This is a genomic window from Massilia sp. BHUDP2 (genome assembly GCF_046236355.1).
Lineage (GTDB): Bacteria > Pseudomonadota > Gammaproteobacteria > Burkholderiales > Burkholderiaceae_D > Telluria > Telluria varians.
Genome location: NZ_JBJUVW010000001.1, coordinates 2,051,853 through 2,078,598 on the forward strand (window position 1 = coordinate 2,051,853; position 26,746 = coordinate 2,078,598).

General features: G+C 66.9%; 25 protein-coding genes. 13 read left to right on the plus strand and 12 right to left on the minus strand.

The window, feature by feature from the left end; translation table 11 throughout:
• The first annotated feature begins 12 nt into the window (after positions 1-12).
• A complete protein-coding gene (gene guaA / locus ACK6C6_RS09370) occupies positions 13-1,623 on the plus strand; it encodes a glutamine-hydrolyzing GMP synthase (RefSeq protein WP_409267056.1) in 1,611 nt (536 codons plus the stop codon).
• Between the two features lie 77 nt (positions 1,624-1,700).
• Here the strand turns inward: guaA and ACK6C6_RS09375 are convergent, their stop codons facing one another.
• Positions 1,701-2,663, minus strand: coding sequence for a glycoside hydrolase family 43 protein (locus ACK6C6_RS09375; RefSeq protein WP_409267057.1), 963 nt, complete (start codon positions 2,661-2,663; stop codon positions 1,701-1,703).
• A 529-nt stretch (positions 2,664-3,192) separates the two neighbouring features.
• On the opposite strand from ACK6C6_RS09375, the gene ACK6C6_RS09380 reads away from it, so the two are divergent.
• Positions 3,193-3,774 (plus strand): hypothetical protein, encoded by a 582-nt coding sequence (locus ACK6C6_RS09380; protein WP_409267058.1) that lies wholly within the window; start codon positions 3,193-3,195, stop codon positions 3,772-3,774.
• 26 nt (positions 3,775-3,800) lie between these two features.
• Here ACK6C6_RS09380 and ftsZ read toward each other — a convergent pair whose 3' ends face one another.
• The 3 genes from ftsZ to ACK6C6_RS09395 form a co-directional block, all read right to left on the minus strand.
• On the minus strand, positions 3,801-4,904 hold the full coding sequence (gene ftsZ / locus ACK6C6_RS09385; protein ID WP_409267059.1) for a cell division protein FtsZ: 1,104 nt from the start codon (positions 4,902-4,904) through the stop codon (positions 3,801-3,803).
• A 259-nt stretch (positions 4,905-5,163) separates the two neighbouring features.
• The gene (locus ACK6C6_RS09390) at positions 5,164-6,846 is read right to left on the minus strand and encodes an AMP-binding protein (RefSeq protein ID WP_409267060.1); all 1,683 of its coding nucleotides are present in this window, start codon (positions 6,844-6,846) and stop codon (positions 5,164-5,166) included.
• Positions 6,847-6,961: 115 nt separating this feature from the next.
• Entirely contained in the window at positions 6,962-7,645 is a 684-nt protein-coding gene (locus ACK6C6_RS09395; RefSeq protein ID WP_409267061.1) for a Crp/Fnr family transcriptional regulator, read from the minus strand.
• A gap of 97 nt (positions 7,646-7,742) precedes the next feature.
• Here ACK6C6_RS09395 and ACK6C6_RS09400 point away from each other — a divergent pair, with 97 nt between their 5' ends.
• From ACK6C6_RS09400 to ACK6C6_RS09410, 3 genes are all read left to right on the plus strand, one after another.
• The gene (locus tag ACK6C6_RS09400) at positions 7,743-7,895 is read left to right on the plus strand and encodes a DUF2256 domain-containing protein (RefSeq protein WP_409267318.1); all 153 of its coding nucleotides are present in this window, start codon (positions 7,743-7,745) and stop codon (positions 7,893-7,895) included.
• Positions 7,892-8,758 (plus strand): ADP-polyphosphate phosphotransferase, encoded by an 867-nt coding sequence (locus ACK6C6_RS09405; protein ID WP_209586425.1) that lies wholly within the window; start codon positions 7,892-7,894, stop codon positions 8,756-8,758. Before ACK6C6_RS09400 ends, ACK6C6_RS09405 begins: the two co-directional genes overlap by 4 nt.
• Positions 8,759-8,883: 125 nt before the next feature.
• Positions 8,884-10,197, plus strand: a complete 1,314-nt coding sequence (locus ACK6C6_RS09410) for a hemolysin family protein (protein WP_292038989.1) — start codon at positions 8,884-8,886, stop codon at positions 10,195-10,197.
• Here ACK6C6_RS09410 and ACK6C6_RS09415 read toward each other — a convergent pair.
• Genes ACK6C6_RS09415 through ACK6C6_RS09440 form a run of 6 tightly spaced genes read right to left on the minus strand, consistent with a single transcriptional unit; the run spans position 10,194 to position 15,600 of the window.
• The gene (locus tag ACK6C6_RS09415) at positions 10,194-11,135 is read right to left on the minus strand and encodes an electron transfer flavoprotein subunit alpha/FixB family protein (RefSeq protein ID WP_409267062.1); all 942 of its coding nucleotides are present in this window, start codon (positions 11,133-11,135) and stop codon (positions 10,194-10,196) included. The two genes, ACK6C6_RS09410 and ACK6C6_RS09415, sit on opposite strands and share 4 nt — an antisense overlap.
• A gap of 12 nt (positions 11,136-11,147) precedes the next feature.
• Positions 11,148-11,897, minus strand: a complete 750-nt coding sequence (locus tag ACK6C6_RS09420; protein ID WP_409267063.1) for an electron transfer flavoprotein subunit beta/FixA family protein — start codon at positions 11,895-11,897, stop codon at positions 11,148-11,150.
• Positions 11,898-11,915: 18 nt separating this feature from the next.
• Positions 11,916-12,560, minus strand: coding sequence for a maleylacetoacetate isomerase (gene maiA / locus ACK6C6_RS09425; RefSeq protein ID WP_409267064.1), 645 nt, complete (start codon positions 12,558-12,560; stop codon positions 11,916-11,918).
• Complete coding sequence (locus ACK6C6_RS09430; RefSeq protein WP_292038980.1) at positions 12,560-13,279, minus strand: fumarylacetoacetate hydrolase family protein; 720 nt, start codon at positions 13,277-13,279, stop codon at positions 12,560-12,562. Before ACK6C6_RS09430 ends, maiA begins: the two co-directional genes overlap by 1 nt.
• A 24-nt stretch (positions 13,280-13,303) precedes the next feature.
• Positions 13,304-14,368: a gentisate 1,2-dioxygenase gene (gene gtdA / locus ACK6C6_RS09435; protein ID WP_409267065.1), complete on the minus strand. Its 1,065-nt coding sequence runs from the start codon at positions 14,366-14,368 to the stop codon at positions 13,304-13,306.
• Between the two features lie 23 nt (positions 14,369-14,391).
• The gene (locus ACK6C6_RS09440; protein ID WP_409267066.1) at positions 14,392-15,600 is read right to left on the minus strand and encodes a 3-hydroxybenzoate 6-monooxygenase; all 1,209 of its coding nucleotides are present in this window, start codon (positions 15,598-15,600) and stop codon (positions 14,392-14,394) included.
• A 110-nt stretch (positions 15,601-15,710) separates the two neighbouring features.
• On the opposite strand from ACK6C6_RS09440, the gene ACK6C6_RS09445 reads away from it, so the two are divergent.
• Positions 15,711-16,610, plus strand: a complete 900-nt coding sequence (locus ACK6C6_RS09445) for a LysR family transcriptional regulator (RefSeq protein ID WP_409267067.1) — start codon at positions 15,711-15,713, stop codon at positions 16,608-16,610.
• 17 nt (positions 16,611-16,627) lie between these two features.
• Here the strand turns inward: ACK6C6_RS09445 and ACK6C6_RS09450 are convergent, their stop codons facing one another.
• Complete coding sequence (locus ACK6C6_RS09450; RefSeq protein WP_409267068.1) at positions 16,628-17,521, minus strand: LysR family transcriptional regulator; 894 nt, start codon at positions 17,519-17,521, stop codon at positions 16,628-16,630.
• Positions 17,522-17,551: 30 nt separating this feature from the next.
• The gene (locus tag ACK6C6_RS09455; RefSeq protein WP_409267069.1) at positions 17,552-18,763 is read right to left on the minus strand and encodes a flavin reductase; all 1,212 of its coding nucleotides are present in this window, start codon (positions 18,761-18,763) and stop codon (positions 17,552-17,554) included.
• A gap of 257 nt (positions 18,764-19,020) precedes the next feature.
• On the opposite strand from ACK6C6_RS09455, the gene ACK6C6_RS09460 reads away from it, so the two are divergent.
• From ACK6C6_RS09460 to dmpG, 7 genes are all read left to right on the plus strand, one after another.
• Positions 19,021-19,947, plus strand: a complete 927-nt coding sequence (locus ACK6C6_RS09460) for an SDR family NAD(P)-dependent oxidoreductase (protein ID WP_409267070.1) — start codon at positions 19,021-19,023, stop codon at positions 19,945-19,947.
• Positions 19,948-19,967: 20 nt separating this feature from the next.
• Positions 19,968-21,158 (plus strand): Rieske 2Fe-2S domain-containing protein, encoded by a 1,191-nt coding sequence (locus ACK6C6_RS09465; protein WP_409267071.1) that lies wholly within the window; start codon positions 19,968-19,970, stop codon positions 21,156-21,158.
• Position 21,159: 1 nt separating this feature from the next.
• Positions 21,160-22,332 (plus strand): acyl-CoA dehydrogenase family protein, encoded by a 1,173-nt coding sequence (locus ACK6C6_RS09470; protein ID WP_409267072.1) that lies wholly within the window; start codon positions 21,160-21,162, stop codon positions 22,330-22,332.
• Between the two features lie 10 nt (positions 22,333-22,342).
• Positions 22,343-23,479 (plus strand): CaiB/BaiF CoA transferase family protein, encoded by a 1,137-nt coding sequence (locus tag ACK6C6_RS09475; RefSeq protein ID WP_409267073.1) that lies wholly within the window; start codon positions 22,343-22,345, stop codon positions 23,477-23,479.
• A gap of 166 nt (positions 23,480-23,645) precedes the next feature.
• A complete protein-coding gene (mhpD, locus tag ACK6C6_RS09480; protein WP_409267074.1) occupies positions 23,646-24,446 on the plus strand; it encodes a 2-keto-4-pentenoate hydratase in 801 nt (266 codons plus the stop codon).
• 10 nt (positions 24,447-24,456) lie between these two features.
• Positions 24,457-25,413 carry an acetaldehyde dehydrogenase (acetylating) gene (locus tag ACK6C6_RS09485; protein WP_409267075.1) on the plus strand — a complete coding sequence of 319 codons (957 nt, stop codon included), beginning with the start codon at positions 24,457-24,459 and terminating at the stop codon, positions 25,411-25,413.
• A gap of 11 nt (positions 25,414-25,424) precedes the next feature.
• Positions 25,425-26,465, plus strand: coding sequence for a 4-hydroxy-2-oxovalerate aldolase (gene dmpG / locus ACK6C6_RS09490; protein ID WP_409267076.1), 1,041 nt, complete (start codon positions 25,425-25,427; stop codon positions 26,463-26,465).
• Positions 26,466-26,746 lie beyond the last annotated feature (281 nt).

Here is a 26,746-nt window from a genome sequence, read left to right on the forward strand (position 1 = left end):
GTTGCCCTCTACATGCATTCGAAAATCCTCATCCTCGATTTCGGTTCCCAGGTTACCCAGCTGATCGCGCGCCGCGTGCGCGATGCCGGCGTGTTCTCCGAAGTCTTCCCGTATGACGTCAGCGACGAGTTCGTGCGCAACTACGGCGCATCCGGCATCATCCTCTCGGGCAGCCACAACTCCACGTTAGAGGGCGATTCGCCGCGCGCCCCGCAGGCCGTGTTCGAAGCCGGCGTGCCGGTGTTGGGCATCTGCTACGGCATGCAGACCATGGCCGCCCAGCTCGGCGGCAAGGTCGAGAACGGCAAGCTGCGCGAATTCGGCTACGCCGAAGTGCGCGCGCGCGGCCATACGGCCCTCCTGAACGGCATCAACGATTTCGTAACAAGCGAAGGCCACGGCATGCTGCGCGTCTGGATGAGCCACGGCGACAAGGTGCTGGACATGCCGCCGGGCTTCAAGCTGATGGGTTCCACCGACAGCTGCCCGATCGCCGCGATGGCCGACGAAGACCGCCGCTTCTACGCGCTGCAGTTCCACCCGGAAGTCACCCACACCACGCAAGGCGAAGCCATCATCGGCCGCTTCGTGCACGAGATCTGCGGCTGCAAGTCGGACTGGAACATGCCGGACTACATCGGCGAAGCGGTCCAGAAGATCCGCGAACAGGTCGGCAACGATGAGGTCATCCTCGGCCTGTCGGGCGGCGTCGACTCGAGCGTGGCCGCAGCCCTGATCCACCGCGCCATCGGCGACCAACTGACCTGCGTGTTCGTCGACCACGGCCTGCTGCGCAAGGACGAGGGCAAGATGGTCATGGACATGTTCTCGAAAAACCTCGGCGTGAAGGTGCTGCGCATCGATGCCGAAGACCAGTTCATGGGTCACCTGGCCGGCGTCACCGACCCCGAACAGAAACGCAAAATCATTGGACGCGAATTCGTCGAGGTGTTCCAGCAGGAAGCCGGCAAGCTGACCAATGCGAAGTGGCTGGCGCAAGGCACCATCTACCCGGATGTGATCGAATCGGCGGGTAAAGGCAAGAAAGGCCAGACCATCAAGAGCCACCACAACGTGGGCGGCCTGCCGGAGACCCTGAATCTGAAACTGCTCGAGCCGCTGCGCGAGCTGTTCAAGGATGAAGTGCGTAAACTCGGAGTCGCGCTCGGTCTGCCGCATGACATGGTGTATCGTCACCCGTTCCCGGGTCCGGGCCTGGGTGTGCGCATCCTGGGCGAGGTGAAGAAGGAGTACGCCGACCTGCTGCGCGAGGCGGATGCGATCTTCATCGAAGAGCTGCGCAATACGCCGTTCGAGCTGCCGGCAGTGGCGGGCATCGATCCGGGCAAGGCGCCGACCAACTGGTACGAGGCGACCAGCCAGGCGTTTGCCGTGTTCCTGCCGGTGAAGTCGGTGGGGGTGATGGGCGACGGCCGCACCTACGAATACGTGGTGGCGCTGCGCGCGGTGCAGACGCTGGACTTCATGACGGCGCAGTGGGCGCATTTGCCGCATGCGTTGTTGGGGAAGGTGTCGAATCGGATCATCAATGAAGTACGCGGCCTCAATCGCGTTGTGTATGACATTTCGGGGAAGCCGCCGGCGACGATTGAGTGGGAATAATTCACAGCTCAGCGGTGAATTTCACGAAGTAAGCCCAAGCCCCTGACCTCAGGGGCTTTTTACTGCCCGGGTTCCACTCAAGGCGATGCTTTGGCACACCCCAGTCCCGGATTCGGTTTCGGCCCGCTCCTGGTCTGGGCAATCAGAGGAATCTCCCCATTCTTCCCATAACTGAACTCCTCCACCGCAGCCGAGCGGCGGAAGTCCGCGTTAGACAGCGCGTCATTGTGATAGAAGAAGTAGGACTTGCCGTTGAACTCGGCAAACGATTGGTGGATCGTGTGCGTGAACTTGTTCTTCTCCATGATCACCCCGCGGTAGGTCCACGGCCCGGTCGGGCTGGGCGCGGTCGCGTAGGCGATCACCTCCGGCAGGCGGCTCGCGTAGCTGAGGTAATACACGCCATTGCGCTTGTGCAGATAAGGCGCTTCCTCGAATTCAAACAGGCCCACCGTGTGGATCGGCCCGTCCAGCTCGATCATGTTGGGCTTGAGCTTGACGTACTTGAGCACCTTGTTACCGAAGTACATGTACGCCTGCCCATCGTCGTCGACGAACACGCCCGGGTCGATATCGTCCCAGCCGTTGGGCGTCTCGCGCGTCATGTCGTCGGTGATGAGGGCGGAGCCGCGGGCATCCTTGAACGGCCCCAGCGGCGAATCGGCCACCGCCACCCCGATAGCGAACCCGGGTTTCGTCGCATCATGCTGGACCGGCCCGTACAGGTAGTACTTTCCGTTGCGCTTGACGATGTCCGGGGCATAGGCGTCGCTCTTGGCCCAGGCGAAGGTGCGCCAGCCGCCCACCACGCCGTGGTCGACCCAGGATTGCATATCGCAGGTCGAGTAGAGGCGCCACTCGTTCATGGTGTAGCCCTTGCCACCTTTTTTCGTCTCGTCGCGGCCGGTGACCATGTACAGGCGTCCGCCGTCGACCAGGACGGTCGGGTCGGTAGTGAAGATGTCGGTCACGATCGGATTGGCAGCGTAGGCGCCGGGCAGGGCGCCGAAGAGGGCGAGTAGAAGAGCAATGGGTTTCATGTTTGACAGGATGGCCTCGAGGTTTGGAAGGTATGCTGCTCGGCGACCTCCACCGGGCAAAACCTTTGGTAATTAACAAGTTACCACGATCCTAGCAGCAAAATGAGGCCGCGTAACATCTTTAACCAATCAAATGATTGCGCAATCAGACGCCGGGCGTCATGAAGACAGGATTCGGCGGATTTCTTTCCCGACGACCCGAAAGCAAATGGAGCACGTCTAATCCGCTTGCAGTCGGGCGCACCAGCCTGGCCAACCGAGCACCTTATCGCCACAAAAATGTAACTAACCCACTAGGCATTTCAGCCAGCAAGATCAGTTCAGCGCTAACGACTTCGATCGAACCGACGCGACGCCACCAAGGCCTCCAGGAGGGGCGGGCGGCATCCTTGCCAGCGATCCCGAGAGCGGTAGCTCCGACAGAGACCGCGTGCCTGGTTCAAGGTTTTGCTAAGATGCGGCATTGACACAAGGAAAACGTTTCTATGGCGAATACGCTCTCAGCCGGCGCACCGGACGCCGTATCCGCATGATTCCATTCACCTTCAACGACATCGAGGTGGGCGCGCGCCTGGTCGAGGCGCTGGCGCGCCAGGCGAGCAGCTTGCGGGGCATGCCGATCACCCATGGCGACCTGCTCACGCTGGCGCGCTCCCTGCATCCGAAAGACGAGGTGCTCGGCCGCGCGGTAACGGTGGGTATCGGGCCCAAGCTGCTGTTCGTGGAAGGCTTCTGCGCTGCGCACGGCTATCCGAACCTGGCGAGTCTTGCGGTGGAACGGGAAAGCGCAAGGCCGCGGTCCGGCTACCAGGGGGACTGGGAATCCGACCGGCGCGCTGTCGCCGGCGTCGACTGGAGCGCTATCGATGCGCAGTTGCCGGCCTATGTGGAAGCGATGCGCGCCAAGGTCCCGTCGCGCTTCAAGCCGCGCAAGGAACGGCCGGCGGACGTGGCCTGGTACGCCTATTACTGTTCGCACCGGGAAGCCTGCGAGAAGCTTGGCCCCGAGGACAAGCAGGAGATCATCAACCAGATGATGGCCGGACTGGATCCCGAAACCGCGCTGGCACGCGTGCTCGCCGCGAAGCAGGAGATCGGCGGCCTGGCCTGAGGCAGGGCAGGACCGCCGGGGCGCCGCTAGGAGGCCGACTGCCGCGGCGCCGGACCCGTGCGCGCTTCTTGCTGGGACGGCGTGGGCCGGGCCACCGCGGCGAGCCCGCCCTGGCGCAGGACCGGCTGCGCCATGGCCGTCGCGCGCGTCCCCGGGGTGCGGCGGCCCGCGGCGAAGTCGGCGGGCCGGTTCAGGCCGGTGGCCACCACCGTGACGCGCATGGCGTCGCCCAGGCTGTCGTCGAATACCGCACCGAACTTGATGATCGCATCGTCGCCCGTCTGGGCGCAGATGGTGTTCATCACCAGCTTGGTTTCGCGCAGCCGCAAGGTCTCTTCGGAGGCGGCGATGTTGACCAGGACCCCGCGCGCGGCGCGCAGGTTGTTGCCATCGAGTAGGGGGCAGGCGATCGCCTCCTCGGCCGCCTTGACGGCGCGGTCCTCGCCGGCGTGCTGGGCCGAGCCCATCATCGCCATGCCGGTCTGGCGCATCACCGTGCGCACGTCCTCGAAATCGACGTTGACCATGCCGGGCACGGTGATGATCTCGGCGATGCCAGTGACCGCCTTGCTCAATACCTCGTCGGCAGCGGCAAAGGCGCTTTTCTGGGTGATGTCGTCGCCCAGGACTTCCTCGAGACGGCTGTTGAGGACGATCACCAGCGAATCTACGCAGCGCGCCAGGGTGGCGATGCCTTCCTCGGCCACGCGCATGCGTCGCGGGCCCTCGAAGTCGAAGGGTTTGGACACCACGCCGACGGTCAGGATGCCCAGCTCGCGCGCCACTTCGGCGACCACGGGGGCTGCGCCGGTGCCGGTGCCGCCGCCCATGCCGGCGGTGAGGAAGACCATGTCGGCGCCCTTGAGCGCCTCGGCGATGACGGCGCGCTCGCGCACCGCGCTTTCGCGCCCGACGATCGGGTCACTGCCGGCGCCGAGGCCGCCCTCGCCGAGCTGGATCCGTTTTTCGACCCTGGTGTTGGACAGCGCCTGGGCGTCGGTGTTGGCGCAGATGAATTCGAAGGAGGCCAGGCCGGACGAGGCCATGTGGCTGACGGCATTGCCGCCGGCGCCACCCACGCCGATCACCTTGATGACCGTTTCAGGTTGGGGGAAATTTGATTCGGACAAGAAACACTCCGTAGGAAAAGATAAAGCCGGCATGCCGCTCCATGCGCCGCGACTGGCGCCGTCGACTGCAGAGCCCATAAGACTACTTGCAAAGGGTGCGCACGCGAAAGTTCGAAAACGTTTCAAACGCAAGCATTTGTAATAACGCGTGCACGCCGAAAGGAAGCATGGCTGACGTATGCACATCAGCCATGTATCCAGGAGAAAGAGTCAGTTCCCAGTAGAAATCAATCGATCCCGCGCGGAGCGGTTTGCGGCCTCAGGTGTCCTGTCCCAGTCCCAGGTCGGTACTGATCTGCTCGCGCAGCACGAACTTCTGGATCTTGCCGGTCACCGTCATCGGGAAGGCCTCCATGAAACGCACGTAGCGGGGAATCTTGTAGTGGGCGATCTGGCCGCGGCAGAAAGCCTGGATGTCCTCAGCGCTGGCCTGCATGCCGGGACGCAGGATGATGCAGGCGCACAGTTCCTCGCCGTACTTCGTGTCGGGCACGCCGATGCACTGGACGTCCTGGACCTTCGGATGGCGGTACAGGAACTCCTCGATCTCGCGCGGATAGATGTTCTCGCCGCCGCGGATCACCATGTCCTTGCAGCGCCCGACGATCGAGGCGAAGCCGTGTTCGTCGATCACCGCCAGGTCGCCGGTATGCAGCCAGCGGGCGCTGTCGATGGTGGCCCGGGTCCTCTCTTCGTCGTCCCAGTAGCCGAGCATGACCGAATAGCCGCGCGTCAGCAGTTCGCCCTTGACGCCGCGCGGGACGATCGCGCCGTTCGCGTCCACCACCTTGCACTCGATGTGCGGATGGACGCGGCCAATGGTGGTCACGCGCAGCGTCACCGGATCGTCCACCGAACTCTGGAACGACACCGGCGAGGTCTCGGTCATGCCGTAGGCGATCGTGATCTCCGCCATGTGCATGGTCTGCATGACCCGGTTCATCACCTCGGCCGGGCAGGGCGAGCCTGCCATGATCCCGGTGCGCAGCGTCGACAGGTCGTAGCGCGCGAAGCCGGGGTGTTCGAGCAGGGCGATGAACATGGTGGGCACGCCGTGCAGGCCAGTGCAGCGCTCGGCCTGGACGGTCTCCAGCACGGCCTCCGGGTCGAAGCCGGCGCTCGGGAATACCATGGTGGCGCCGTGCGTCACGCAGGCCATGTTCCCGAGCACCATGCCGAAGCAGTGGTAGAGCGGCACCGGGATGCACAGGCGGTCCGCGCTTGTCAGGCGCATCGCCTCGCCGACGAAGAAACCGTTGTTCAGGATGTTGTGGTGGCTCAGTGTCGCCCCTTTGGGTGCGCCGGTAGTGCCCGAGGTGAACTGGATGTTCACCGGATCGTCGAACTGCACCGCGTCCGCCACCTGGCGCAGACGCGCCAGCGCCTCGGCGCCCGGCGGGGCCAGCAGCATGTCGAAATTCAGCATCCCGGCCGTGGCCTCGGAACCGAGGCGGATCACGTGACGCAGGTGGGGCAGGCTGTCGTCCTGCAGTGGCGTGGCGCCGCCGCGGGCCAGCGCGGGCACGACGTCGCGCACCATCGCGAGGTAGTCGCTGGTCTTGAAGCCAGGAGCAAGGATCAGGGCGCTGCACTGGACCTTGTCCAGTGCGTAGGCGAGTTCGGAGCGGCGGTAGGCCGGGTTGATATTGACCATGACCAGCCCGGCGCGCGCGGTGGCGAACTGCACCAGCACCCATTCCGCGCAATTCGGCGCCCAGATGCCGACCCGCTGGCCCGGCGCCAGCCCCAGCGCCAGCAGGTTGGCGGCCACGCGCGAGACCCGCTCGTCGAATTCGGCGTAGGTCCAGCGGATGCCCTGGAAAGGCACCACCAGGGCCTCGCGCCCGCCGTGACGGGCTGCGATCTCCGCCAGGTGGGCGCCGATCGATGCGCCGATCAAGGGAATATTGCTGGGCCCATGAACATAGCTCCATTGCTGCATAGTTGTCTCCTGATTGTATGTGCTTGCTCGCTCTAGCTTAGCCGCCATCGGGCGCGCTGACTGTTCACGCAACAACAATTGCCTGAAAGATTTGCATCCAGGGAGACGGCCGGCCTCAGCGAAAGGCGGAGGCGCGCAAGGCGGCCAGGTCGCGAATGTCGATGCTGCCGTAGCGCGCTTCGACGATGCCGTCCTGTTCGAGGTGGCGCAGGGCGCGGTTGACGATGCCGCGCGAGACCCCGGCCAGGAAAGAGAGCTCTTCCTGCGAAAGCTGGAGCGTCATGGTGGTGCCGGGATACAGCACCGGATTGAACAGTTCGGCCAGGCACAGGGCCACGTGGCGCTCCGGCGCATACGAGCGCAGGTGCTCGCAGCGGATCACGAACTGCGCCAGCCGGGTATTCAGCTGGCCGATCAGGTAGTGGTTGAACGCGATGCTCTCGGCCAGCAGCCAGTGGAAGGTATCGGCGGGCACCTGGGCCACCCGGCATTCGCGCAGCGCCACCACATCGTAGGGGCGGCGTTCGTGCTTGAACACCGAGCCCTCGCCGAACCAGCCGCCGCGCGGGATGCCGATCAGGGTGGTCGGCTTGCCGTCGGGGCCCACATTGGACACCTTGACCAGGCCTTCGACCACGCCGTACCAGTAGTCGGAGCGCTGCCCGTTCCTGCAGATGGCTTCGCCGGGGCCGGCGCCGGACTCGGAGACATCCCGCAGGACCCGCTCCAGCTGCTCTCTGGTCAATAACTGCCCCCAGGCGGAAGACGCGACGAAATCCCTCACTGATCCAGTTGCCATTGCCCTTGCCAGCCCCGTCATGCAAACAAAGCAGTATTCTAGTCCGTTTGCCGGGCGCCGGCCGGGCGCACGGCTGCGCTAGAATCACGCCATGAGGATGCGCAAGAAAGCGGAATTGCCGGTGAAGGATTGCCTGCAGTGCGGGCGTCCGTTTGCGTGGCGCAAGAAATGGGCGCGGGACTGGGTCCAGGTCAAGTACTGCTCCGAGCGCTGCCGCCGCACGGCCCGGGGCGGATTGGTAGCACCATGAACATCGACGCGCAGCGTTTTCGCATCGACGGCGAACGCAGGGTCCGCCTGGCCGAGCTGCCGACCCAGGTCGCGCCCGTGTACCGCTCGAAGCAGCACTACCGCGAGATCCTCGCCAGGCACGTTGCCAGGCTCAGCGCCCGGCAGCAGGTCCTGTTCGCGTCGAACAGCCACGCGATCCTGCTGATCTTCCAGGCGATGGATGCGGCGGGAAAGGACGGCGCCATCAGGCACGTGATGTCTGGCGTGAATCCGCAAGGCTGCCAGGTGCACAGCTACCAGCATCCGGCCCCGCGGGAACTGCAGCACGATTTCCTTTGGCGTACCACGGTCGACCTGCCAGAGCGCGGGCGCATCGGCATCTTCAACCGCTCCTATTATGAAGAGGTCTTGATCGCGCGCGTGCATCCGGAGATCCTGCGCAGCGAAGGGGTGGCGGCGGCCGCCGACGAGGAGGCAGTCTGGCGCGAGCGCTACCGCTCGATCCGCAACCTGGAGCGACACCTGGTCTCCAACGGCACCCGGATCATCAAGTTCTTCCTGCACATCTCGCAGGAAGAACAGCGCAAGCGCCTGCTCAAGCGGATCGACGATCCGAGAAAGAACTGGAAATTCAGCCTGGCGGATGTCCAGGAGCGCGCGTTCTGGCCGGCCTACATGGCGGCCTACGAGGAATGCATCAACCGGACCAGCACCGTTGCCGCGCCCTGGCACGTGGTGCCCGCCGACGACAAGAAGAACGCCAGGCTGATCGTTTCCAGGATCGTCCTCGATGCGCTGCGTGAACTCAAGCTACGCTATCCACGGGCGGACGCCCACCAGCGCGCGGCATTGCAGGCGATCCGTCGGCGCCTGCGCGCCTGAGAGCGCACCGGCGCTCCGGCTGTGCGTCCGCCCCGTGCTTGTCTTGGTCGCGTTGCCACAAGTAATTGTCAAACGTATACTGGACACCGTAGCGGCGTTTCGCTCGTCTTCCAATCAGGTGTCCCGTGAGCTTGTTTCAACATATCGTCTTGATGATCCTCCTGGTGCTGGCCGCCGGCTTCCTTTCGCTCACGGAGATCGCCTTTGCCGGCGCGCGCAAGATCAAGCTCAAGCTGCTTGCCGAGGCCGGCGACGAGCGTGCCGTGCAGGTGATGGCGCTGCAGATGCACTCGGCGGAGTTCTTCGCCGCTTCCCAGATCGGCCTGAACGCGATCGCGATCCTGGGCGGCATCCTGGGCGAGGGCGCGCTGCGGCCCTTCTTCATCGACTGGGTGTCGACGGTGTACGTCGGCCCGGCGCTGGACAACATCGGCTTCGCGCTGTCCTTCCTGTTCGTCACCTGCCTGTTCATCCTGTTCGCGGACCTGATGCCCAAGCGCCTGGCGATGATCGCACCCGAGCGCATCGCCATCGCGGTGATCAAGCCGGTCCAGCTATACATCCGGATCTGCAAACCTTTCGCATGGGCGCTGAACCTGGTCGCCAACCTGATCTTCCGCATCTTCAAGATCGAGACCACGCGTGAGGACAGCATCACCTTCGACGAGATCTCCGCCGCGGTGGAAGCGGGCGCCCAGGCCGGCGTGCTGCAGAAGCAGGAACAGCATTTCATCGAGAACGTGTTCGAGCTGGAGTCGCGCTCGGTGGCCTCGGCCATGACCAACCGCGACAGCGTGGTGTATTTCACCCTGACGGAAAACGAGACCAGCATCCGCCAGAAGGTGGCGGGGCATTCGAAGTTCCCGGTCTGCGACGGCACCATCGACCGGGTGATCGGCTACGTAGATACGCGCGACATCCTGGTGCGGCTCCTGAACAAGCAGTCGGTGTTCCAGCTGAACGAATCGAGCGTGCGCACCGTCCTGATCATCCCGGACACGCTGACCCTGTCCGAGCTGCTCGACAAGTTCCGCGCCACCAAGGAAACCTTCGCGGTGGTGATCAACGAATACGCCCTGGTCATGGGCGTGATCACGCTGAGCGACATCATGCTGACCGTGATGGGCAGCTGGGGCAGTCCGCTGGACCAGGATGACCAGATCATGCAGCGCGAGGATGGCTCATGGCTGATCGACGGCAGCACGCCGGTGGGCGACGTCAAGCGCACCGTCGGCCTGGAAAGCCTGCCGGACGAGGAAAACTACGAGACCGCGGCCGGCTTCATGATGTACATGCTGCGCAAGGTCCCCAAGCGGACCGACAGCGTCGAATACATGGGGGTCAAGTTCGAGGTGCTGGACGTCGACCACTACCGGATCGACCAGCTATTGGTTCGGATCCTGCCGCCGCCGCACGGCGAGCCGGGGTCTAGCAACTAGCCCAGTTCCTCCACCAGCTGCGGCACGACCTCGAACAGGTCGCCCACCAGGCCGTAGTCGGCCACCGAGAAGATCGGCGCTTCCGGATCCTTGTTGATGGCGACGATTGTCTTCGAGTCCTTCATGCCGGCCAGGTGCTGGATCGCGCCCGAGATGCCGACCGCGATGTACAGGGTCGGGGCGACGATCTTGCCGGTCTGGCCGACCTGCCAGTCGTTCGGCACGAAGCCGGCGTCGACCGCGGCGCGCGAGGCGCCGATCGCGGCTTTCAACTTGTCGGCCAGGGGCTCCAGCAGGGTGAAGTTCTCGGCCGAGCCGATCCCGCGGCCGCCCGACACGATGATCTTGGCGGCGGTCAGTTCCGGACGGCTTGAGGTGGCCAGCTCGCGGCCGACGAAAGCCGACTTGCCCACGTCGCCGACGGCCGCGATCTGCTCGACGGCAGCCGAACCACCGCTTGCGGCGGCGTCGAAGGCGGTGCCGCGCACGGTGATGACCTTCACCGCGTCGCCCGACTGGACGGTGGCGATGGCGTTACCGGCATAGATCGGCCGCTCGAAGGTGTCCGGGGACGCGACCTTGGTGATTTCCGAGATCTGGGCCACGTCCAGCCTGGCGGCGACGCGCGGCAGGATGTTCTTGCCGTAGGCGGTGGCCGGGGCCAGGATGTGCGAATAGCTGCCGGCGATCGCCAGGATCTGCTCGGCGACGTTCTCGGCCAGGCCAGCCAGCAGATGCGGCGCGTCGGCGACCAGCACCTTGGCGACGCCCGCGATGCCAGCGGCCGCTTCGGCGGCGGCGCCGCAGCCCGAGCCGGCGACCAGGATGTGGACCTCATTTGCACCTCCTTCGCCGCATTGAAGCGCCGCGGTCACGGTGTGGTGGGTGGCGCCCTTGAGGGAGCCGTTGTCGTGTTCTGCAATGACGAGTGCGACCATGTTCGCTACCTCCTAGATGACTTTGGCTTCAATGCGCAGCTTGCTTACCAGGGTCGCCACGTCCGGCACTTTCACGCCGGCCGAGCGCTTGGCCGGCTCGACCACTTTCAGGGTCTTCAGGCGCGGGCTCACGTCGACGCCCAGGTCTTCCGGCTTGACGGTTTCCAAAGGCTTCTTCTTGGCCTTCATGATGTTCGGCAGTGTCACGTAGCGCGGCTCGTTCAGGCGCAGGTCGGTGGTGACAATGGCCGGCAGGGTCAAGGCCACGGTTTCCAGGCCGCCGTCGACTTCGCGGGTCACGGTAACCTTGCCGTCTTCCAGCACCACTTTCGATGCGAAGGTGGCTTGCGGCCAGCCCAGCAGCGCAGCCAGCATCTGGCCGGTCTGGTTTGAATCGTCGTCGATCGCCTGCTTGCCCAGGATGATCAGCTGTGGCTGTTCCTTGTCGGCCAGCGCCTTCATGATCTTGGCCACGGCCAGCGGCTCGGTCTCGACGCCCGTCTCGACCAGGATGCCGCGGTCGGCGCCGATCGCCATGCCGGTACGCAGGGTTTCCTGGCACTGGGCGCTACCTACCGATATCGCCACCACCTCTAGAACCTCCCCGGCTTCCTTCAGGCGCACCGCTTCTTCCAGCGCGATCTCGTCGAACGGGTTCATCGACATTTTGACGTTGGCGATATCCACGCCGCTGCCATCGGATTTGACACGGATCTTGACGTTGTAGTCAACCACGCGCTTGACGGGTACCAGGACTTTCATGTGCGTCTCCTCAATGTGCTACTGCGCGTCGGGCTGTGCCTCGGGACGGGCCTGGGCGAAGGCCTCCAGCGCTTCGCAGCGCGCGGCAATCGCGGCGATGGTCGGGTAGGTCGACAGATCGCACTCGAAGCGGCGCGCGTTGTACAGCTGCGGGATCAGGCAGCAGTCGGCCATGGTCGGGGTGTCGCCATGGCAGAACAGCCCGGTCGCGGGGCTGCGCACCAGCTCGCGTTCGAGGGCCGTCAGGCCCAGCGCGACCCAGTGGCGGTACCAGGCGTTGCGGCGCTCCTCAGGCAGGCCCAGCTCGCCGCCGAGGTACTTCAGCACGCGCAGGTTGTTCAGCGGGTGGATGTCGCAGGCGATCATCTGCGACAGGGCGCGCACGCGCGCGCGCCCGGCCGCATCAAGCGGCAGCAGCGGCGCTTGCGGGCGGGTCTCGTCGAGGTACTCGATGATGGCCAGCGATTGCGCCAGCACCAGGTCATCAATCTCGAGCACCGGCAGCAGGTGCTGGGGATTCAAGACATCGAAGGCGGGGGCGAACTGCTCGCCGCCGTTCTTCGACAGGTGCACGTGCAGCTGCTCGGCCGCCAGGCCCTTCAGGTTCAGGGCGATGCGCACCCGGTAGGACGCGGAGCTGCGAAAGAAGGTATGCAGCTTCATCACGCGCTCTTGACGATGTCGACCGTGATCGGCGTGAGGCCGTCGATTGAGCCGACCATGCGCTGGCCCGGGGTCACCGCGCCGACGCCTTCGGGTGTGCCGGTCATGATCAGGTCGCCGGGACGCAGCTCGAACAGGGTCGAGAGCTGGGCGATGGTTTCGTTCACGTTCCAGATCAGCTTGGCCAGGTCGCTGCTCTGTACGGTCTTGCCGTCCACCGTCAGGGCGATGGCGCCGGCGTCGAGCGCGCCGCTGTCGGCGATGCGCGTGATCGGGCCGATCGGCGCCGAGTAGTCGAAGGCCTTGCCGATCTCCCAGGGGCGGCCCTGCTCGCGCATGCGCATCTGCAGGTCGCGCCGGGTCATGTCCAGGCCGACGGCATAGCCGAAGATGTGGCCAGCTGCGTCCTCGACGGCGATGTCGCGGCCGCTTCTGCCGATCGCCACCACCAGTTCGATCTCGTAATGGTAGTTCTCGGTGCGCGGCGGGTAGGGCAGGGCCACCGTGGCGCCGGCCGCAACCGGCACCACCGATTCGGCGTCGTTCGGCTTGCAGAAGAAGAAAGGCGGCTCGCGGTCCGGGTCGAAGCCCATCTCGCGCGCATGGGCCGCATAGTTGCGGCCGACGCAGTAGATGCGGCGCACCGGGAAAGCAGCGTCGCTGCCGTTGACGGGAAGGCCGACGATGGCCTGTGCAGGGAAGATGAAGTTGTCGCTCATGGTGCTTAAGTCCGTATTGATGGTTTATTCGGGCAGGAATTCTTCGCGCAGCTGGCCGATCGCCTCGAGTACCGGGCGGTCCGAGAAGCTGAACAGCACCGCGTCTTCGAGCGCTTCCAGCGCCAGCGTGGCCCAGGAAGGCACCACGAAGGTGTCGCGCGGCGCGAAGTCGAAGCGGCGGCCGCCGATGACGGCGGTGCCGCGGCCTTCCACCACGCTGTAGACGGTGCCGTCGGTGCTGCGGTGGGGCAGGCCGCGAAAGCCCGCCGGCAGCAGCTGCATGCAGGCGCCGATGGTGGGCATCGGGGCGCCGCCATTGAGCGGATTCACGTAGCGCAGCTTGACGCCCAGCCAGGCGTCGATCTCCTGCTGGCGGCGCAGGGTCTCGAGCGCCTCGCGCGAGCGCTCGTAGGGATAGTTGAAGATCGGCGAGCTGCCGCCGCTGTGCGGGTGGCGCACCGGCGCCATGTTGTTGCCGTAGGCCGCGAAGCTGCGTCCCTCGGGGCGCGCGATCGGCTGGCTGGCGCTGTCGCCGTTTTCGGCGAAGCCGCTGCTGAAGAAGCGGATGGTCGGGATGTCCAGGCCGTCGAGCCAGACCACCGGTTCGCTGCTTCCATCGATGCCCGGGTTGCCGTGGTCGTGCCAGGCCCAGGCCGGGGTCAGGATGAAGTCGCCCGGCTGCATCATGGTGCGCTCGCCGTCGACCGCGGTGTAGGCGCCCTTGCCCTGGACGATGAAGCGCAGGGCCGACTGGGTGTGGCGGTGGGCCGGCGCGATCTCGCCCGGCAGGATCAGCTGCAGGCCGGCGTACAGCGAGCGGGTGATCGAGGCGCTTCCCTTCAGGCCCGGGTTCTCCAGGATCAGCACGCGGCGCACGGCTTCCTCGGCCGAGATCACTTCTCCGGCGCGGGTCAGGTGCGGCAGCACGTCTTCATAGCGCCACAGCGCGGCTTCGTAGTCGGGCGTGGGCTGGCGCGGCACCAGCGTGTGCAGGGATTCCCACAGCGGGGACAGGTGCAGGGCCTGCATGTCCTGGTAGAGCGCGCGGCGCGCTGCCAGCAGCTCGTGCTGGGCCAGTTCCTTGTTCATGTCTTGTTCTCCTCGGGATGTCGTCAAGCGTCCGGCGCCAGGCAGTTCTCGGCGTTCCAGTCGTACAGCCAGGCCAGGGCCTCGTAGAAGCCGGCGGCGCTGCGGCCCTTCCACAGTTCGTTGCGCACCAGGCGTTCGACGCCGGCGGCGTGGTACAGGCGCCCCATCTCGCGCACCGACAGCACCACCCGCGCGGTGCGGGCGATGCGCGAGCGCTGGTAGAGGGCGAACGCGGCCGCCATGTCGTAGTCGCAGTGGCGCACCGCCGCGGCGAGCGTGACCGCGTCTTCCAGCGCCATGCAGGCGCCCTGGGCCAGGTACTGCATCATCGGATGGGCGGCGTCGCCCAGCAGGGTGATGCGGCCGTCGGTCCAGTTGTCCACCGGGTCGCGGTCGGCGGTGCTCCAGCGGCGCCAGCTCGAGGGCAGGTGCAGCAGCTTGCGCGGCAGCGCGTCGATGCCGGTGAAGTAGGACAGCACTTCCTCCTTGCTGCCGTCGCTCACGCCCCAGCTTTCCTGCTCGCGGCTGTGGAAGGTGACCACCAGGTTGTACTGGTCGCCGCCGCGCAGCGGGTAGTGCACCAGGTGACAGTTGGGGCCGGCCCAGACCACCGGGGCGTTCATGCGCAGCTCCTCGGGCATGTCGGCCACCGGCACCACGGCGCGGTAGACCACGTGGCCGGAGACGCGCACGCCGTCGCCTACCACCGCCTCGCGTGCCACCGACTTCACGCCGTCGCAGCCGATCAGGTAGTCGGCGCGGAATTCGCGCCCGCTTTCGGCGCTCACGCTCACGCCGCCGACGTCCTGGGCGATCGATTCGATCCGGCACGAGGTGACCAGCTCGATGTTGGGGATGGTGCGCACCTGTTCCAGGATGGCGGTGTGGATATCGGCGCGGTGGATCACCGCGTAGGGGTTCTTGAAGCGGGCGCGGAAGGCTTCGCCGACTTCGAAGCTGGCGACGGTGCTGCAGTCCACGGCATCCATCATCACAAGGCGCTCGGTGAACACGGCGCGGCGGCGCACGCCTTCGCCGGCGCCGAGGGCGTCGAGGGCGGCAAAGGCGTTGGGCCCGAGCTGCAGCCCGGCACCGATCTCGCCCAGTTCGGGGGCCTGCTCCAGCACGGTCACGCGCAGGCCGAGCTGCGACAGTGCCAGCGCGGCGGCGATGCCGCCGATGCCGGCGCCGGCGACGATGACGGAAGGCAGGGGTGAATCGCTGCGATTCATGGCGGTCTCCTGTGTTTTTTTCGATGCCGCCAGTGTGCCTTGCGATCTTTATTTGAGAAACTGATGGAGCTTAATTATGATGATCATGTTTTCTAATAGAAGGAGTTGGAATGGGATTCGATCTCGACCTGCTGTCGATCTTCGACGAGATCTACAAGACCGGCAACGTGACCCGGGCAGCAAGCAACCTCGGCCTGCCGCAGTCGACGGTCAGCGTCGGGCTGGCGCGCCTGCGCGAGCATTTCAACGACCGTCTGTTCAGCCGGACTGCGAAAGGCATGCTGCCCACGCCGCGCGCGCAGAACGCGATTGCCGACGTGCGCCAGGCGCTGCAGGCGCTGCAGCATGCGCTGGCCGACCAGCCGGCCTTCGACCCGGCCGCCAGCACGCGCGAGTTCCGCATCTGCATGACCGACATCAGCGAGGTGGTGCTGTTGCCGCGCCTGCTGAACCACCTGCGCGAAGTCGGCCCCGGCATCCGCCTGCAGATCGCCAAGATTTCACCGGACAGCCCGGCCGAGCTGGCCGACGGCAGCGTCGACCTGGCGGTCGGCTTCATGCCGCACCTGGAGGCCGGCTTCTACCAGCAGGTGCTGTTCGACCAGCATTTCGTGTGCCTGGCGGCGGCCGCGCACCCGCGCGTCAAGGAGGCGCTCACCCGTGATGCACTACGCGAGGAAGCGCACGTGCGCGTGCTGACCTCGGGCACCGGCCATGCGATCGTCGACAAGGTGCTGGCGGAGGAGGGGATCGAGCGCCGCATCGCGCTCAAGCTGCCCAGCTTCCTGGGGGTGGCGCGCATCGTGGCGCAGACCGAGCTGCTGGCGATCGTGCCTTACCGCTACGCGGCCGAGGTGGCGGGAAGCGAAGCGGTGCGCGCGCTGCCGGTGCCGGTCGAGCTGCCGCGCTTCCAGGTCAAGCAGCACTGGCATGAGCGCTACCATGCCGACGTTTCGAACCGCTGGCTGCGCCAGACCATCGCCTCGCTGTTTTCCGACTGGGCCGGCTAGCGGCCCGCGCCGGACGTTCAGGTGGCGAGCAGCCCTCCCAGGCTGCCGCGCACCACCTCGGCCGCCGCGCTCACCAGCGGATTGCTCGGCTGCTGCGCCAGCTGCACCATGCACAGCGTGGTGTCCAGGGCCGGCTGCTCGATCTTCTGCCAGGACAGGGCCGGCAGGCCGGCGCCCCGTCCCACCAGGCGCGGCATGATCGAATACCCCATGCCCTGCGCCACCAGCTCCATTGTCGAATAGGTGGAGTCGACCTGCAGGGCCAGGTTCACGCCGAGGCCCAGGCGCGCGGCGGCCGATTCGACCGCCACCCGCACCGAGTGGTTCCCGTGCGGCAGGATCAGCGGCAGCGCCGCGACGGCGGCCAGGGTGACCTGGTCCTGGGCCTCGCCCACCGGCGCCGCGCCGATCAGGTACAGGGGCTCGGACACGATCGGCGAGATCCGGATGTTGGGCGAGGCGGCCGGGTTGTACAGCAGGGCGAAGTCGAGCTGCCCCAGCAGCACGGCATCGTAGAGCGCGCCGGACAGGCCTTCGACCACGCTGATCGCCGCGCGCGGGTACAGCTCGGCCAGGCGCGGCAGCAGAGTGGGGATGCAGGCCCGCCCGATGCTGGGCGTCATGCCGATCGTGAGCTGGCCCGAAAACGCCGACTCCGAATCGCGCACCGCGATCGCGGCCGAGTCCATCAGGTGCAGCACGCCGCGCGCGTACTCCAGGAACTTCTTGCCGGCCTCGGTGAGCATGACGCCGCGCCCGTGCCGGTAGAACAGGCTGGCGCGCAGCTCGACCTCGAGCGCGCGCACCTGGCGGCTCAGGGTCGACTGGCCCATGTCGAGCAGGTCGGCGGCCTTGATGTAGCTGCCGGTTTCCGCGATGCGGACGAAATGGCGTATTTGCGTGATTTCCATGCTGTCTCGGCAGTCTCGATGTGGGTGGACTCAGGCCGCGCGGTCGAATGCGCAGCGGGCGCGGCGCGCGGCGATGGACTGCTCGAGGCGCGCCGCCGATTCCTGCAGGCGTCCGAGCCAGCCCTGTACCTGCTGCAGGCTGGCGCCGGGCGGCAGGGCGCTCAGGCGCAGCACCAGGAGCACCTGACCGGCGCCGTCGCGCACCGGCACCGACAGGTGGCGCAGGTCATAGCTGGCGTCCGGCGGCAGTTCGGCCGGCTCGTGCAGGCCGGCGCGCGCCTTGGCCGCAGCCAGCAGGCGCCGCTCCTGACCGGGGGTGCGGTGGCGGTCCGAGTACAGGGCCACCAGTTCTTCCAGGCTGTCGCCGTCGTCGGGTCCCTGTAGGGCGATCGACCAGCCGCGCGCGCGCACCCGCTCCAGCTGGCTCAGGGCGGCGTCCACCGTTTCCTGGTCCGGACGTCCGAGGCGGCGGATCCACTCGCCTTCGCCGGGCGCGCCGTGGCTGCCCACGAACAGCGGCCCGAGCGGCGGCGCGCAGGGCACCCGCAGGCCGAGCCGACTGCGCAGGCGGAACTGCGGCGAGCGGTTCTCGGTCGCGACGTAGACGACGTCGCCGCCGACCGCCGCCACCAGGCTGCATTCGGCGCCCAGCTCGGCGGCCACCGCCTCCATCTCGTCGCGGCCGATCTCGGCCAACTGCACCGCCTCGATGGTCTCGCGCTCGGCCTGCGCCACCAGCGGTCCCGGCGAAAAGCGCCCGTAGCCGCGCTGGAAGAACAGCAGCGGGGCGGTGTCGCGCACCAGGGCCATGTCGAGCACCCCGCCCAGCACCATGTAATGGTCGCCCACCTCGGTCACGCTGGCGTAGTCGCAGTCGATCCAGGCCACCACGCCGTCGATCACCGGATTGCCGGCCGGGCTCGAGTGCCAGGCCAGGCCGGCGAACTTGTCTTCCGCGCTGGAAGCGAAGTGCTGGCACACGGCTTCCTGGTCGGCCGCCAGGATATTCACGCAGAAGGTGGCCGCGCCGCGCATGCGCGCGAAGGTGCGCGAGGTCTTCATCGGCAGGTAGCCGATCAGCGGCGGCTCGAGCGACACCGAGGTGAAGGTGCCGATCACCATGGCGGCGGGGACGCCGGTGTCGTCGATGCAGGTGACGATGGCGACGCCGGTCGGATAGCTGCCGAGCACCTCGCGGAAGCGGGCGCCGTCGATCTGCCGTGCGGAAGTTGGGGCTTGCATAAATGTCTCGCTGTCTTTGTGGAAGATTCTGCCGGCGCCGCCCATGCGGGACGGTCGACCGTTTTCCTGATTATATCGTTCTAGAACGATTATTCAAGAAATTAATTGCACGATGTGCGCGGCAGCCAGCGAGCGTTGCAGATTCTGCATAGTAGCCTTGAAGGGTTTCGACTTGTACCGGGCTGGCGCAGGGCTAACAATGGTCGACGTTGGCAGCCGGAAAAATGCTGCGCACCACCTGGAGACAAGTAGAAACCATGGACAGATTGAAGAACAAGGTCGCGATCGTGTTCGGCGCCGGGCCGAACATCGGCGGCACCATCGCCCACTTCCTGGCGCGCGAAGGCGCCCGGGTCTGCGTCACCGACGTCAAGGAAGAAGCGGCCGCCGCGGCTGCCGACTTCATCCGCGAACGCGGCTGGGAAGCCTTCGGCATGGCCGGCGACGCGCGCCGCGACGAAGACGTCGGGCGCATCGTCGCCGCCACCGTCGAACGCTACGGGCGCCTCGACATCGTGGTCAACATGGCCGGCCGGGTGCACTGGGACGACGTGCTGAACATGAAGCGCGACGACTGGGACGACTCGGTCGCCAGCTTCGCCACCGCCGGCCTGCTCGCCACCCAGCACGGCGCGCGCGCCATGCTGGCCTGCGGCGCCCGCGGCAGCATCATCCACGTGATGTCTACCGCCGCCCATTTCGGCGAGGCCGACGGCGCCTCGTACTGCGCGGCCAAGGCGGGCCTCCTGAACTTCGCCCGTTCCGCGGCGATGGACCTGGCCCACCACGGCATCCGCGTCAATACCATCACGCCGTGCTCGATGGAGCACCAGCTCTGGACCACCATGCGCGACGAGATGTTCGACCCGAACTGGGTCCAGCCCGAGCGGCGCGGCTTCTACTCGCGCCAGGAATACCTGGACCAGCTGCCGCTGCGGCGCTTCCCGCGCGCGGCCGACCTGGCCTGGGCCGCCGTGTTCCTGGCCTCGGACGAATCGTCCTGCATGACCGGTTCCGACATGGCGGTGGACGCCGGCCTGCGCCACAAGTACCCGACCTGGACCCCGGGCAAACACGACCCGCTCGACATCAACGACTACGCCCGCGCCACCCGCGTGACCCGCTATGGCGAAGAGCAGGAACTCCTGACCGAGCTGCTCGGCCAACCGATCGACCGTTCTTAAGAAAACCTCCGGAGACCCACATGGACACCATCCAGGACCAGCGTCGCGAAGAGCGCGCCCAACAATTCAGGAAACTCACCGAAACCAGCCGCTGCAAGCCGATGGGCCGCCTGCTGCGCCAGTTCTGGCAGCCGGTCGCGCTGGCCGAGGACGTCGCCGCCGGCGCCGCCATTCCGCTCCTGATCATGGGCGAGGAACTGACCCTGTACCGCGGCGAGAGCGGCGCCCTGCACCTGGTGGGAGGACGCTGCGCGCACCGCCGCACCCTGCTGCACACCGGCTGGGTGGTCGGCGAGGAAATCCGCTGCATCTACCACGGCTGGCAGTTCGACGGCAGCGGCGGCTGCACCAAGCGTCCGGCCGAAGCCAACAACGGCATGCCGCGCACGAAAATTCCCGGCTACCCGGTGCGCGAGTACATGGGCCTGGTGTTCGCCTACATGGGCGAGGGAGAGGCGCCCGAATTCGACCTGCCGCGCAAACTGCGCCTCGAGCGCGAAGGCACCCTGGTTGCCAACGGCCGCGAGCGCTGGGACAATAACTGGTTCCAGCAGGTCGAGAACTCGCTCGACGCCGTGCACGTGAGCTTCGTCCACATGGCGCTCACCGTCGGCCCCTTCGGCGCGGCCGTCACCGGCGCGATCCCCGAGCTGTCCTACGAGGAGACCTCGGCCGGCATCCGCCAGACCGCCAAGCGCTCCGAGAGCAACGTGCGCGTCAGCGACTGGACCTTCCCGAACAACAACCACGTGACGGTGCCCGGCCTGACCCCGGACGACCCGTGGATCGACGTGTTCGTGTGGATGATCCCGAACGACGACCTGAACACCACCCGCTTCATGATCTACGGCCAGGCGCCGGGCGCCAGCGAAGAAGCGCGCCAGCGCTTCACCGATTACTTTGCCAAGTACGGCAAGTACGACCCGGCCGAGCACCACGACGAGCTGTTCGCCTCGCGCGAATGGAAGAACCCGGACGACATCTTTGTCGGCCTGACCGCCGCCCAGGACTACCTGTCGATCCGCGGCCAGGCCCGCGTCACCGCGCGCGAGGACGAGATCCTGGGCCGTTCGGACCTCGGCATCGTCACCCTGCGCAAGCTGTTCTTCCGCGAGCTGGAACTGATCGAAGCCGGCCAGCCGACCAAGGCCTGGCGTTCGCTGCAGGACGCTGACGCGCTGCCGGTGCAGCCGGGACAGGAAGCGGCCTGATATGCTCGACCTGATCCCTCACGAATCGCTCCCCGAGGAGCTGCTCCAGTTCCGCGACTCGATCCGCCGTTTCGTCGAGCGCGAACTGATCCCGCTCGAACACGCCGTCGGCGCCAACGGCATGCTGCCGCCGGAGCAGGCAGCAAGCCTGCGCGAACGCGCCAGGCAGGCCGGCTTCTGGCTGATGGACATCCCCGAGGAATTCGGCGGCCAGGGCCTGCCGCTGCTGGCGCTGGCGGTGTTCTGGGAAGAGGTCGGCCGCAGCACGGTCGCCTCCTGGGTGCGCGACCACGGCATCTTCGGCCCGATGGTCGGCCCGATCCTGCTCGGCCTGGACCCGGAGCAGCGCAAGCGCTACCTCGACCCGGTGCTCGATGGCAGCAAGCGGTCCTGCTTCGCCCAGACCGAGCCGGACGCCGGCTCCGACCCGTCGATGATGCGCACCCGCGCCGTGCGCCTTGAGTCAGGCTGGCGCCTGAACGGCGTCAAGCGCTACATCACGCGCGCGGCGGTGGCCGACTTCGCCATCGTGATGGCGGTGACCGATCCGGAGAAGGGCGCGCGCGGCGGCATTTCCTGCTTCCTGGTCGACCTCGACGCTCCCGGCGTGACCCTGGCCAGTTCCGAGAAGACCCTCATGGGCGACGCGCCCAGCGAACTCAGTTTCGAAGACGTGCTGGTGCCGTTCGAGAACCTGGTGGGCGAGGAGGGGCGCGGCTTCGCGCTGGCCCAGGGCTACATCAACTACGGGCGCGTGCGCCAGGGCGCGCACGCCTGCGGCGCCGCGGCGCGCTGCCTCGACCTGACCGCCGAATACGCGCACCAGCGCAAGACCTTCGGCCAGGTGCTGGCCGAGCGCCAGGGCGTGCAGTGGATGATCGCCGACGCCTTCACCGAGCTGTATTGCACCCGCATGCTGGTGTACGACGCGGCGCGCAAGACCGACGCCGGCATCGATGCCCGCATGGAGACCTTCATGATCAAGACCTTCGGCGTGGAGGCCGGCTGGCGCATCATCGACGCCTGCATGCAGCTGCACGGCGGCATGGGCCTGACCGAGGACACCCCGATCGAGCGCTTCTGGCGCGACCTGCGCAGCTACCGCATCACCGAAGGCCCGACCGAGGTGCTGCGCACCACGCTGGCGCGCCAGATCCTGAAACAATACGCCTGAAGGAGCCCCCATGAAGCATCCACTCGAGGGCATCCTCGTCATCGAACTGGGCACGGTCCTGACCGCGCCGCTGGCAGGCATGATGCTGGCCGACCTCGGCGCGCGCGTCATCAAGGTCGAGCACCCGAACGGCGGCGACCCGTTCCGCCGCCACGCGGGCAAGCTGTACAGCCCCCACTTCGCCTCCTACAACCGCAACAAGGAAAGCATCCAGCTCGACCTGCAGACCGAGGCGGGCAAAACCGACCTGCAGCTGCTGCTGGCGCGCGCCGACGTGCTGCTGGAAAACTACCGTCCCGGCGTGATGGCGCGCCTGGGCCTCACCCAAGCGGCGCTGGACGAGATCAACCCGCGCCTGGTGTGGTGCTCGATCACCGGCTTCGGCGCCGAGGGACCCTACCGCGACCGGCCCTGCTACGACGCGGTGGCGCTCGGCCTGTCGGGCCTGGCCAGCCTGATGCTGGACCCGGCCCAGCCAGGCATGAACGGCCCAACCATCTCCGACAATGTCACCGGCATGTACGCCGCCTACGGCATCCTGGGCGCCCTGATGGGGCGGGAAAAGAGCGGCAAGGGCGCGCGCGTGGAAGTCAGCATGCTGGAAGCCTCGATCGCGTTCTCGCCCGAGGGCTTCGCCCAGTACACCCGCCTGGGCGCGGCGCCCGGCCCGCAGACCCGGGTCGCGATCTCGCAGTCGCACGCCTTTGCCTGCGCCGACGAGCGCCTGGTGACGGTGCACCTGTCCTCGGTCGAGAAGTTCTGGCAGGCCTTCGTGGCCGTCATCGAGCGCCCCGACCTGCTGGATGACGCGCGCTTCGCGAGCCCGGAGCTGCGCACCCGTAATTACGCGGCGCTGAACGGCGAGGTGGCCGCCACCTTCCGCACCCGCACCCGGGACGAGTGGTGCGCGCGACTGCAGGGGAGCGACGTGCCCTTCGCGCCGGTCAACACCATTCCCGAAGTGATGGAGGATCCCCAGGTGCGTCAGGCCGGCACCTTCTACCAGACGGCGCATCCCGAGCACGGGCCCCTGACGGCGATCCACCGTCCGCTCACCATCGACGGCGCGCGCGGGCCGACCACGCGCCCGGCGCCGGTCCTCGGCGAGCACGATGCGGCGATCCGCGCCGAATTCGGCCTCGGCTAGACACCGAGGGACCGACAGTGCGGCCTGCCACTTTAACCCGTAGGGTGGGCGGCTTGTCCGCCCACGCGGTGATCGTTATCGGCTCCGGCTTCGTTCCGGATGATCTTGCTTCTAACTATCACCGCGTGGGCGGGAAACCCGCCCACCCTACAACTGGAGACACAGCATGAACCAGCAACACATCAGCGAGATCGCCGGCCTGCTGCGCACGGCCGAAGAGCAGGGCGCGCCTATCGCACCGCTGCGCGAGCGCATCCTGGAAGCCGCGGGCGACGCCGACCCGGTGGCCTGCGCCTACGCCATCCAGCAACTCAATGCCCAGCGCCGGATCAACCAGGGCGCGCGCATCGTCGGCCGCAAGATCGGCCTGACCTCGCACGCCGTGCAGCAGCAGCTCGGCGTCGATTCGCCCGACTTCGGCATGCTGTTCGCCGACATGGCCTACGGCGACGGCGAGGAGATTCCCCTGGCGCGCACCCTGCAGCCCAAGGTGGAGGCGGAAATCGCGCTGGTGCTCGAGCGCGACCTGACCCACGAGCGCCATACCTTCGCCGACCTGATTTCGGCGGTGGCCTATGCCTTGCCGGCGATCGAGGTGGTGGGCAGCCGCATCGAGAACTGGAACATCCGCCTGCTCGACACGGTGGCCGACAACGCGTCCTCGAGCCTGTTCGTGCTCGGCTCGCGTCCGGTGACCCTGGGCCAGTTCGACCTGGCCGGCTGCGCCATGACCATGGAACGGCGCGGCGAGATGGTGTCGAGCGGCAGCGGCGCGGCCTGCCTGGCCAATCCGCTCAACGCGGCCGTGTGGCTGGCCGACATGATGGTACGGGTCGGCACGCCGCTGCGCGCCGGCGAAGTGCTGCTCACGGGCGCGCTCGGCCCGATGGTGGCAGTCAGCCCGGGCGACCGCTTCGTCGCCCAGATCGGCGGCCTCGGCGAGGTGCGCGCGGTGTTCGGACAATAAGGAAAGCAGCATGACACAAGCGAAGAAAAAGGTAGCCATCATCGGCCCCGGCAACATCGGCACCGACCTGATGATCAAGATCCTGCGCCACGGCAAGCACATCGAGATGGGCGCCATGGTCGGCATCGACCCGGCCTCGGACGGCCTGGCGCGCGCCGCGCGCATGGGCGTGGCGGTCACCCACGAAGGCGTGGAGGGCCTGGCGCGCCTGCCGGTGTTCGGCGAGATCGACATCGTGTTCGACGCCACCTCGGCCGGCGCCCACGTGAAGAACGACGCCTTCCTGCGCGGCCTGAAACCCGGCCTGCGCATGGTCGACCTGACCCCGGCCGCGATCGGGCCGTACTGCATCCCGGTGGTGAACGCGGAAAACTGCCTGGCGGCGCCGAACGTCAACATGGTCACCTGCGGCGGCCAGGCCACCATCCCGATGGTGGCGGCGGTGGCCCGCGTCGCCCCGGTTCACTATGCCGAGATCGTCGCCTCGATCGCCAGCAAGTCGGCCGGCCCCGGCACCCGCGCCAACATCGACGAGTTCACCGAGACCACCTCGCGCGCCATCGTCGAAGTGGGTGGCGCAGGCCAGGGCAAGGCGATCATCATCATGAACCCGGCTGAGCCGCCGCTGATCATGCGCGACACCGTGTACTGCCTGGCGGCGCTGGACGCCGACCAGGAAGCGATCCGCGCCTCGGTGCGCCGGATGGCGGACGACGTCGCCGCCTACGTGCCCGGCTACCGCCTCAAGCAGGAGGTGCAGTTCGAGCGCTTCGGCCCGGAGAATGCGCCGAACGTGCCGGGCATCGGCCGCCAGGCCGGCCTGAAGGTCTCGATCTTCCTCGAGGTCGAAGGCGCCGCCCACTACCTGCCGGCCTATGCGGGCAACCTCGACATCATGACCAGCGCCGCGATGGCGACCGCCGAGCGCATCGCCGCCGGCATGTCGGCGCCCGCGCTGGCAGCCTGAAGGAGATCACCATGTTTGAGCACGACAAGAAAATCTACGTCTCCGACGTCACCCTGCGCGACGGCATGCATGCGGTGCGCCACCAGTATTCGATCGAAGATGCGGTGCGCATCGCGCGCGCCCTCGACGCCGCCAAGGTGGATTCGATCGAGGTCGCGCACGGCGACGGCCTGCGCGGCTCCAGCTTCAACTACGGCTTCGGCGCCCATACCGACCTGGAATGGATCGCCGCGGTGGCGGAAAACCTCAGCCACGCCAAGGTGGCCACCCTGCTGTTGCCGGGCATCGGCACCATCCACGACCTGAAGAACGCCTACGACGCCGGCGCGCGCGTGGTGCGCGTGGCCACCCACTGCACCGAGGCCGACATCTCGCGCCAGCACATCGAGTATGCGCGCGAACTGGGCATGGACACGGTGGGCTTCCTGATGATGAGCCACATGAACAGCCCCGAAGGACTGGCACAGCAGGCCAAGCTGATGGAAAGCTACGGCGCCCAGTGCGTCTACGTGGTGGATTCGGGCGGGGCGATGAACATGTGGGACATCGCGGCGCGCTTCAGGGCCTTCAAGGAGGTGCTCAAGCCCGAAACCCAGACCGGCATGCACGCCCACCACAACCTGAGCCTGGGCGTGGCCAACTCGCTGGTGGCGCTGGAGAACGGCTGCGACCGCATCGACGCCAGCCTGACCGGCATGGGCGCCGGCGCCGGCAATGCGCCGCTGGAAGTGTTCATCGCCGCCGCCGACCGCATGGGCCTGAAGCACGGCTGCGACGTCAAGGGCCTGATCGACGCCGCCGAGGACATCGTGCGTCCGCTGCAGGAGCGTCCGGTGCGGGTCGACCGCGAAACCCTGGCGCTGGGCTATGCCGGCGTGTACTCGAGCTTCCTGCGCCATGCGGAAGCGGCCTCGAACAAGTACGGCATCCCGGCCTTCGACATCCTGGTCGAACTGGGCAAGCGCCGCATGGTGGGTGGCCAGGAAGACATGATCGTGGACGTCGCGCTCGACATGCTCAAGGCGCGCGCTCCGGCGCAGGCCGCGGCCTGAATTCGTTCGCCGCGCCGGGGCAGGGCGCCCGCGCGGCGAACGATGCAAAAAGCGTATAGCAGCGATGCAGGGTTTCAACTTGCGTCACGGCAGTACAATATGGAAAACTCTAGAACGTAACTTCCAGAATTAATTTCTGGTAAATACCGATGCGGCGCCAGGCTGTCCGCATCGTGCAGCTTTCGACCTACCCGCTTTCGCTTCACGTTTGGTCGCACCCGAAAGCCCACGCCGATGGGCGCGACAACCCGCAGGGGCGGCACCCCGGCCGGCATTGCGCC

Excerpts from the sequence above, each read along its gene's own strand:
- ACK6C6_RS09405 (WP_209586425.1), top strand. The coding sequence starts at position 7,892 with ATGAACATCGACGCGCAGCGTTTTCGCATCGACGGCGAACGCAGGGTC.
- ACK6C6_RS09485 (WP_409267075.1), top strand. The coding sequence starts at position 24,457 with ATGACACAAGCGAAGAAAAAGGTAGCCATCATCGGCCCCGGCAACATC.
- ACK6C6_RS09455 (WP_409267069.1), bottom strand. The coding sequence starts at position 18,763 with ATGCAAGCCCCAACTTCCGCACGGCAGATCGACGGCGCCCGCTTCCGC.
- ACK6C6_RS09470 (WP_409267072.1), top strand. The coding sequence starts at position 21,160 with ATGCTCGACCTGATCCCTCACGAATCGCTCCCCGAGGAGCTGCTCCAG.
- mhpD (WP_409267074.1), top strand. The coding sequence starts at position 23,646 with ATGAACCAGCAACACATCAGCGAGATCGCCGGCCTGCTGCGCACGGCC.
- ACK6C6_RS09460 (WP_409267070.1), top strand. The coding sequence starts at position 19,021 with ATGGACAGATTGAAGAACAAGGTCGCGATCGTGTTCGGCGCCGGGCCG.
- ACK6C6_RS09475 (WP_409267073.1), top strand. The coding sequence starts at position 22,343 with ATGAAGCATCCACTCGAGGGCATCCTCGTCATCGAACTGGGCACGGTC.
- ACK6C6_RS09420 (WP_409267063.1), bottom strand. The coding sequence starts at position 11,897 with ATGAAAGTCCTGGTACCCGTCAAGCGCGTGGTTGACTACAACGTCAAG.
- ACK6C6_RS09440 (WP_409267066.1), bottom strand. The coding sequence starts at position 15,600 with ATGAATCGCAGCGATTCACCCCTGCCTTCCGTCATCGTCGCCGGCGCC.
- maiA (WP_409267064.1), bottom strand. The coding sequence starts at position 12,560 with ATGAAGCTGCATACCTTCTTTCGCAGCTCCGCGTCCTACCGGGTGCGC.
- ACK6C6_RS09400 (WP_409267318.1), top strand. The coding sequence starts at position 7,743 with ATGCGCAAGAAAGCGGAATTGCCGGTGAAGGATTGCCTGCAGTGCGGG.
- ACK6C6_RS09390 (WP_409267060.1), bottom strand. The coding sequence starts at position 6,846 with ATGCAGCAATGGAGCTATGTTCATGGGCCCAGCAATATTCCCTTGATC.
- ACK6C6_RS09380 (WP_409267058.1), top strand. The coding sequence starts at position 3,193 with ATGATTCCATTCACCTTCAACGACATCGAGGTGGGCGCGCGCCTGGTC.
- ACK6C6_RS09430 (WP_292038980.1), bottom strand. The coding sequence starts at position 13,279 with ATGAGCGACAACTTCATCTTCCCTGCACAGGCCATCGTCGGCCTTCCC.
- ACK6C6_RS09445 (WP_409267067.1), top strand. The coding sequence starts at position 15,711 with ATGGGATTCGATCTCGACCTGCTGTCGATCTTCGACGAGATCTACAAG.
- ACK6C6_RS09465 (WP_409267071.1), top strand. The coding sequence starts at position 19,968 with ATGGACACCATCCAGGACCAGCGTCGCGAAGAGCGCGCCCAACAATTC.
- ACK6C6_RS09450 (WP_409267068.1), bottom strand. The coding sequence starts at position 17,521 with ATGGAAATCACGCAAATACGCCATTTCGTCCGCATCGCGGAAACCGGC.
- ACK6C6_RS09415 (WP_409267062.1), bottom strand. The coding sequence starts at position 11,135 with ATGGTCGCACTCGTCATTGCAGAACACGACAACGGCTCCCTCAAGGGC.
- gtdA (WP_409267065.1), bottom strand. The coding sequence starts at position 14,368 with ATGAACAAGGAACTGGCCCAGCACGAGCTGCTGGCAGCGCGCCGCGCG.
- ACK6C6_RS09395 (WP_409267061.1), bottom strand. The coding sequence starts at position 7,645 with ATGGCAACTGGATCAGTGAGGGATTTCGTCGCGTCTTCCGCCTGGGGG.
- dmpG (WP_409267076.1), top strand. The coding sequence starts at position 25,425 with ATGTTTGAGCACGACAAGAAAATCTACGTCTCCGACGTCACCCTGCGC.
- ACK6C6_RS09375 (WP_409267057.1), bottom strand. The coding sequence starts at position 2,663 with ATGAAACCCATTGCTCTTCTACTCGCCCTCTTCGGCGCCCTGCCCGGC.
- guaA (WP_409267056.1), top strand. The coding sequence starts at position 13 with ATGCATTCGAAAATCCTCATCCTCGATTTCGGTTCCCAGGTTACCCAG.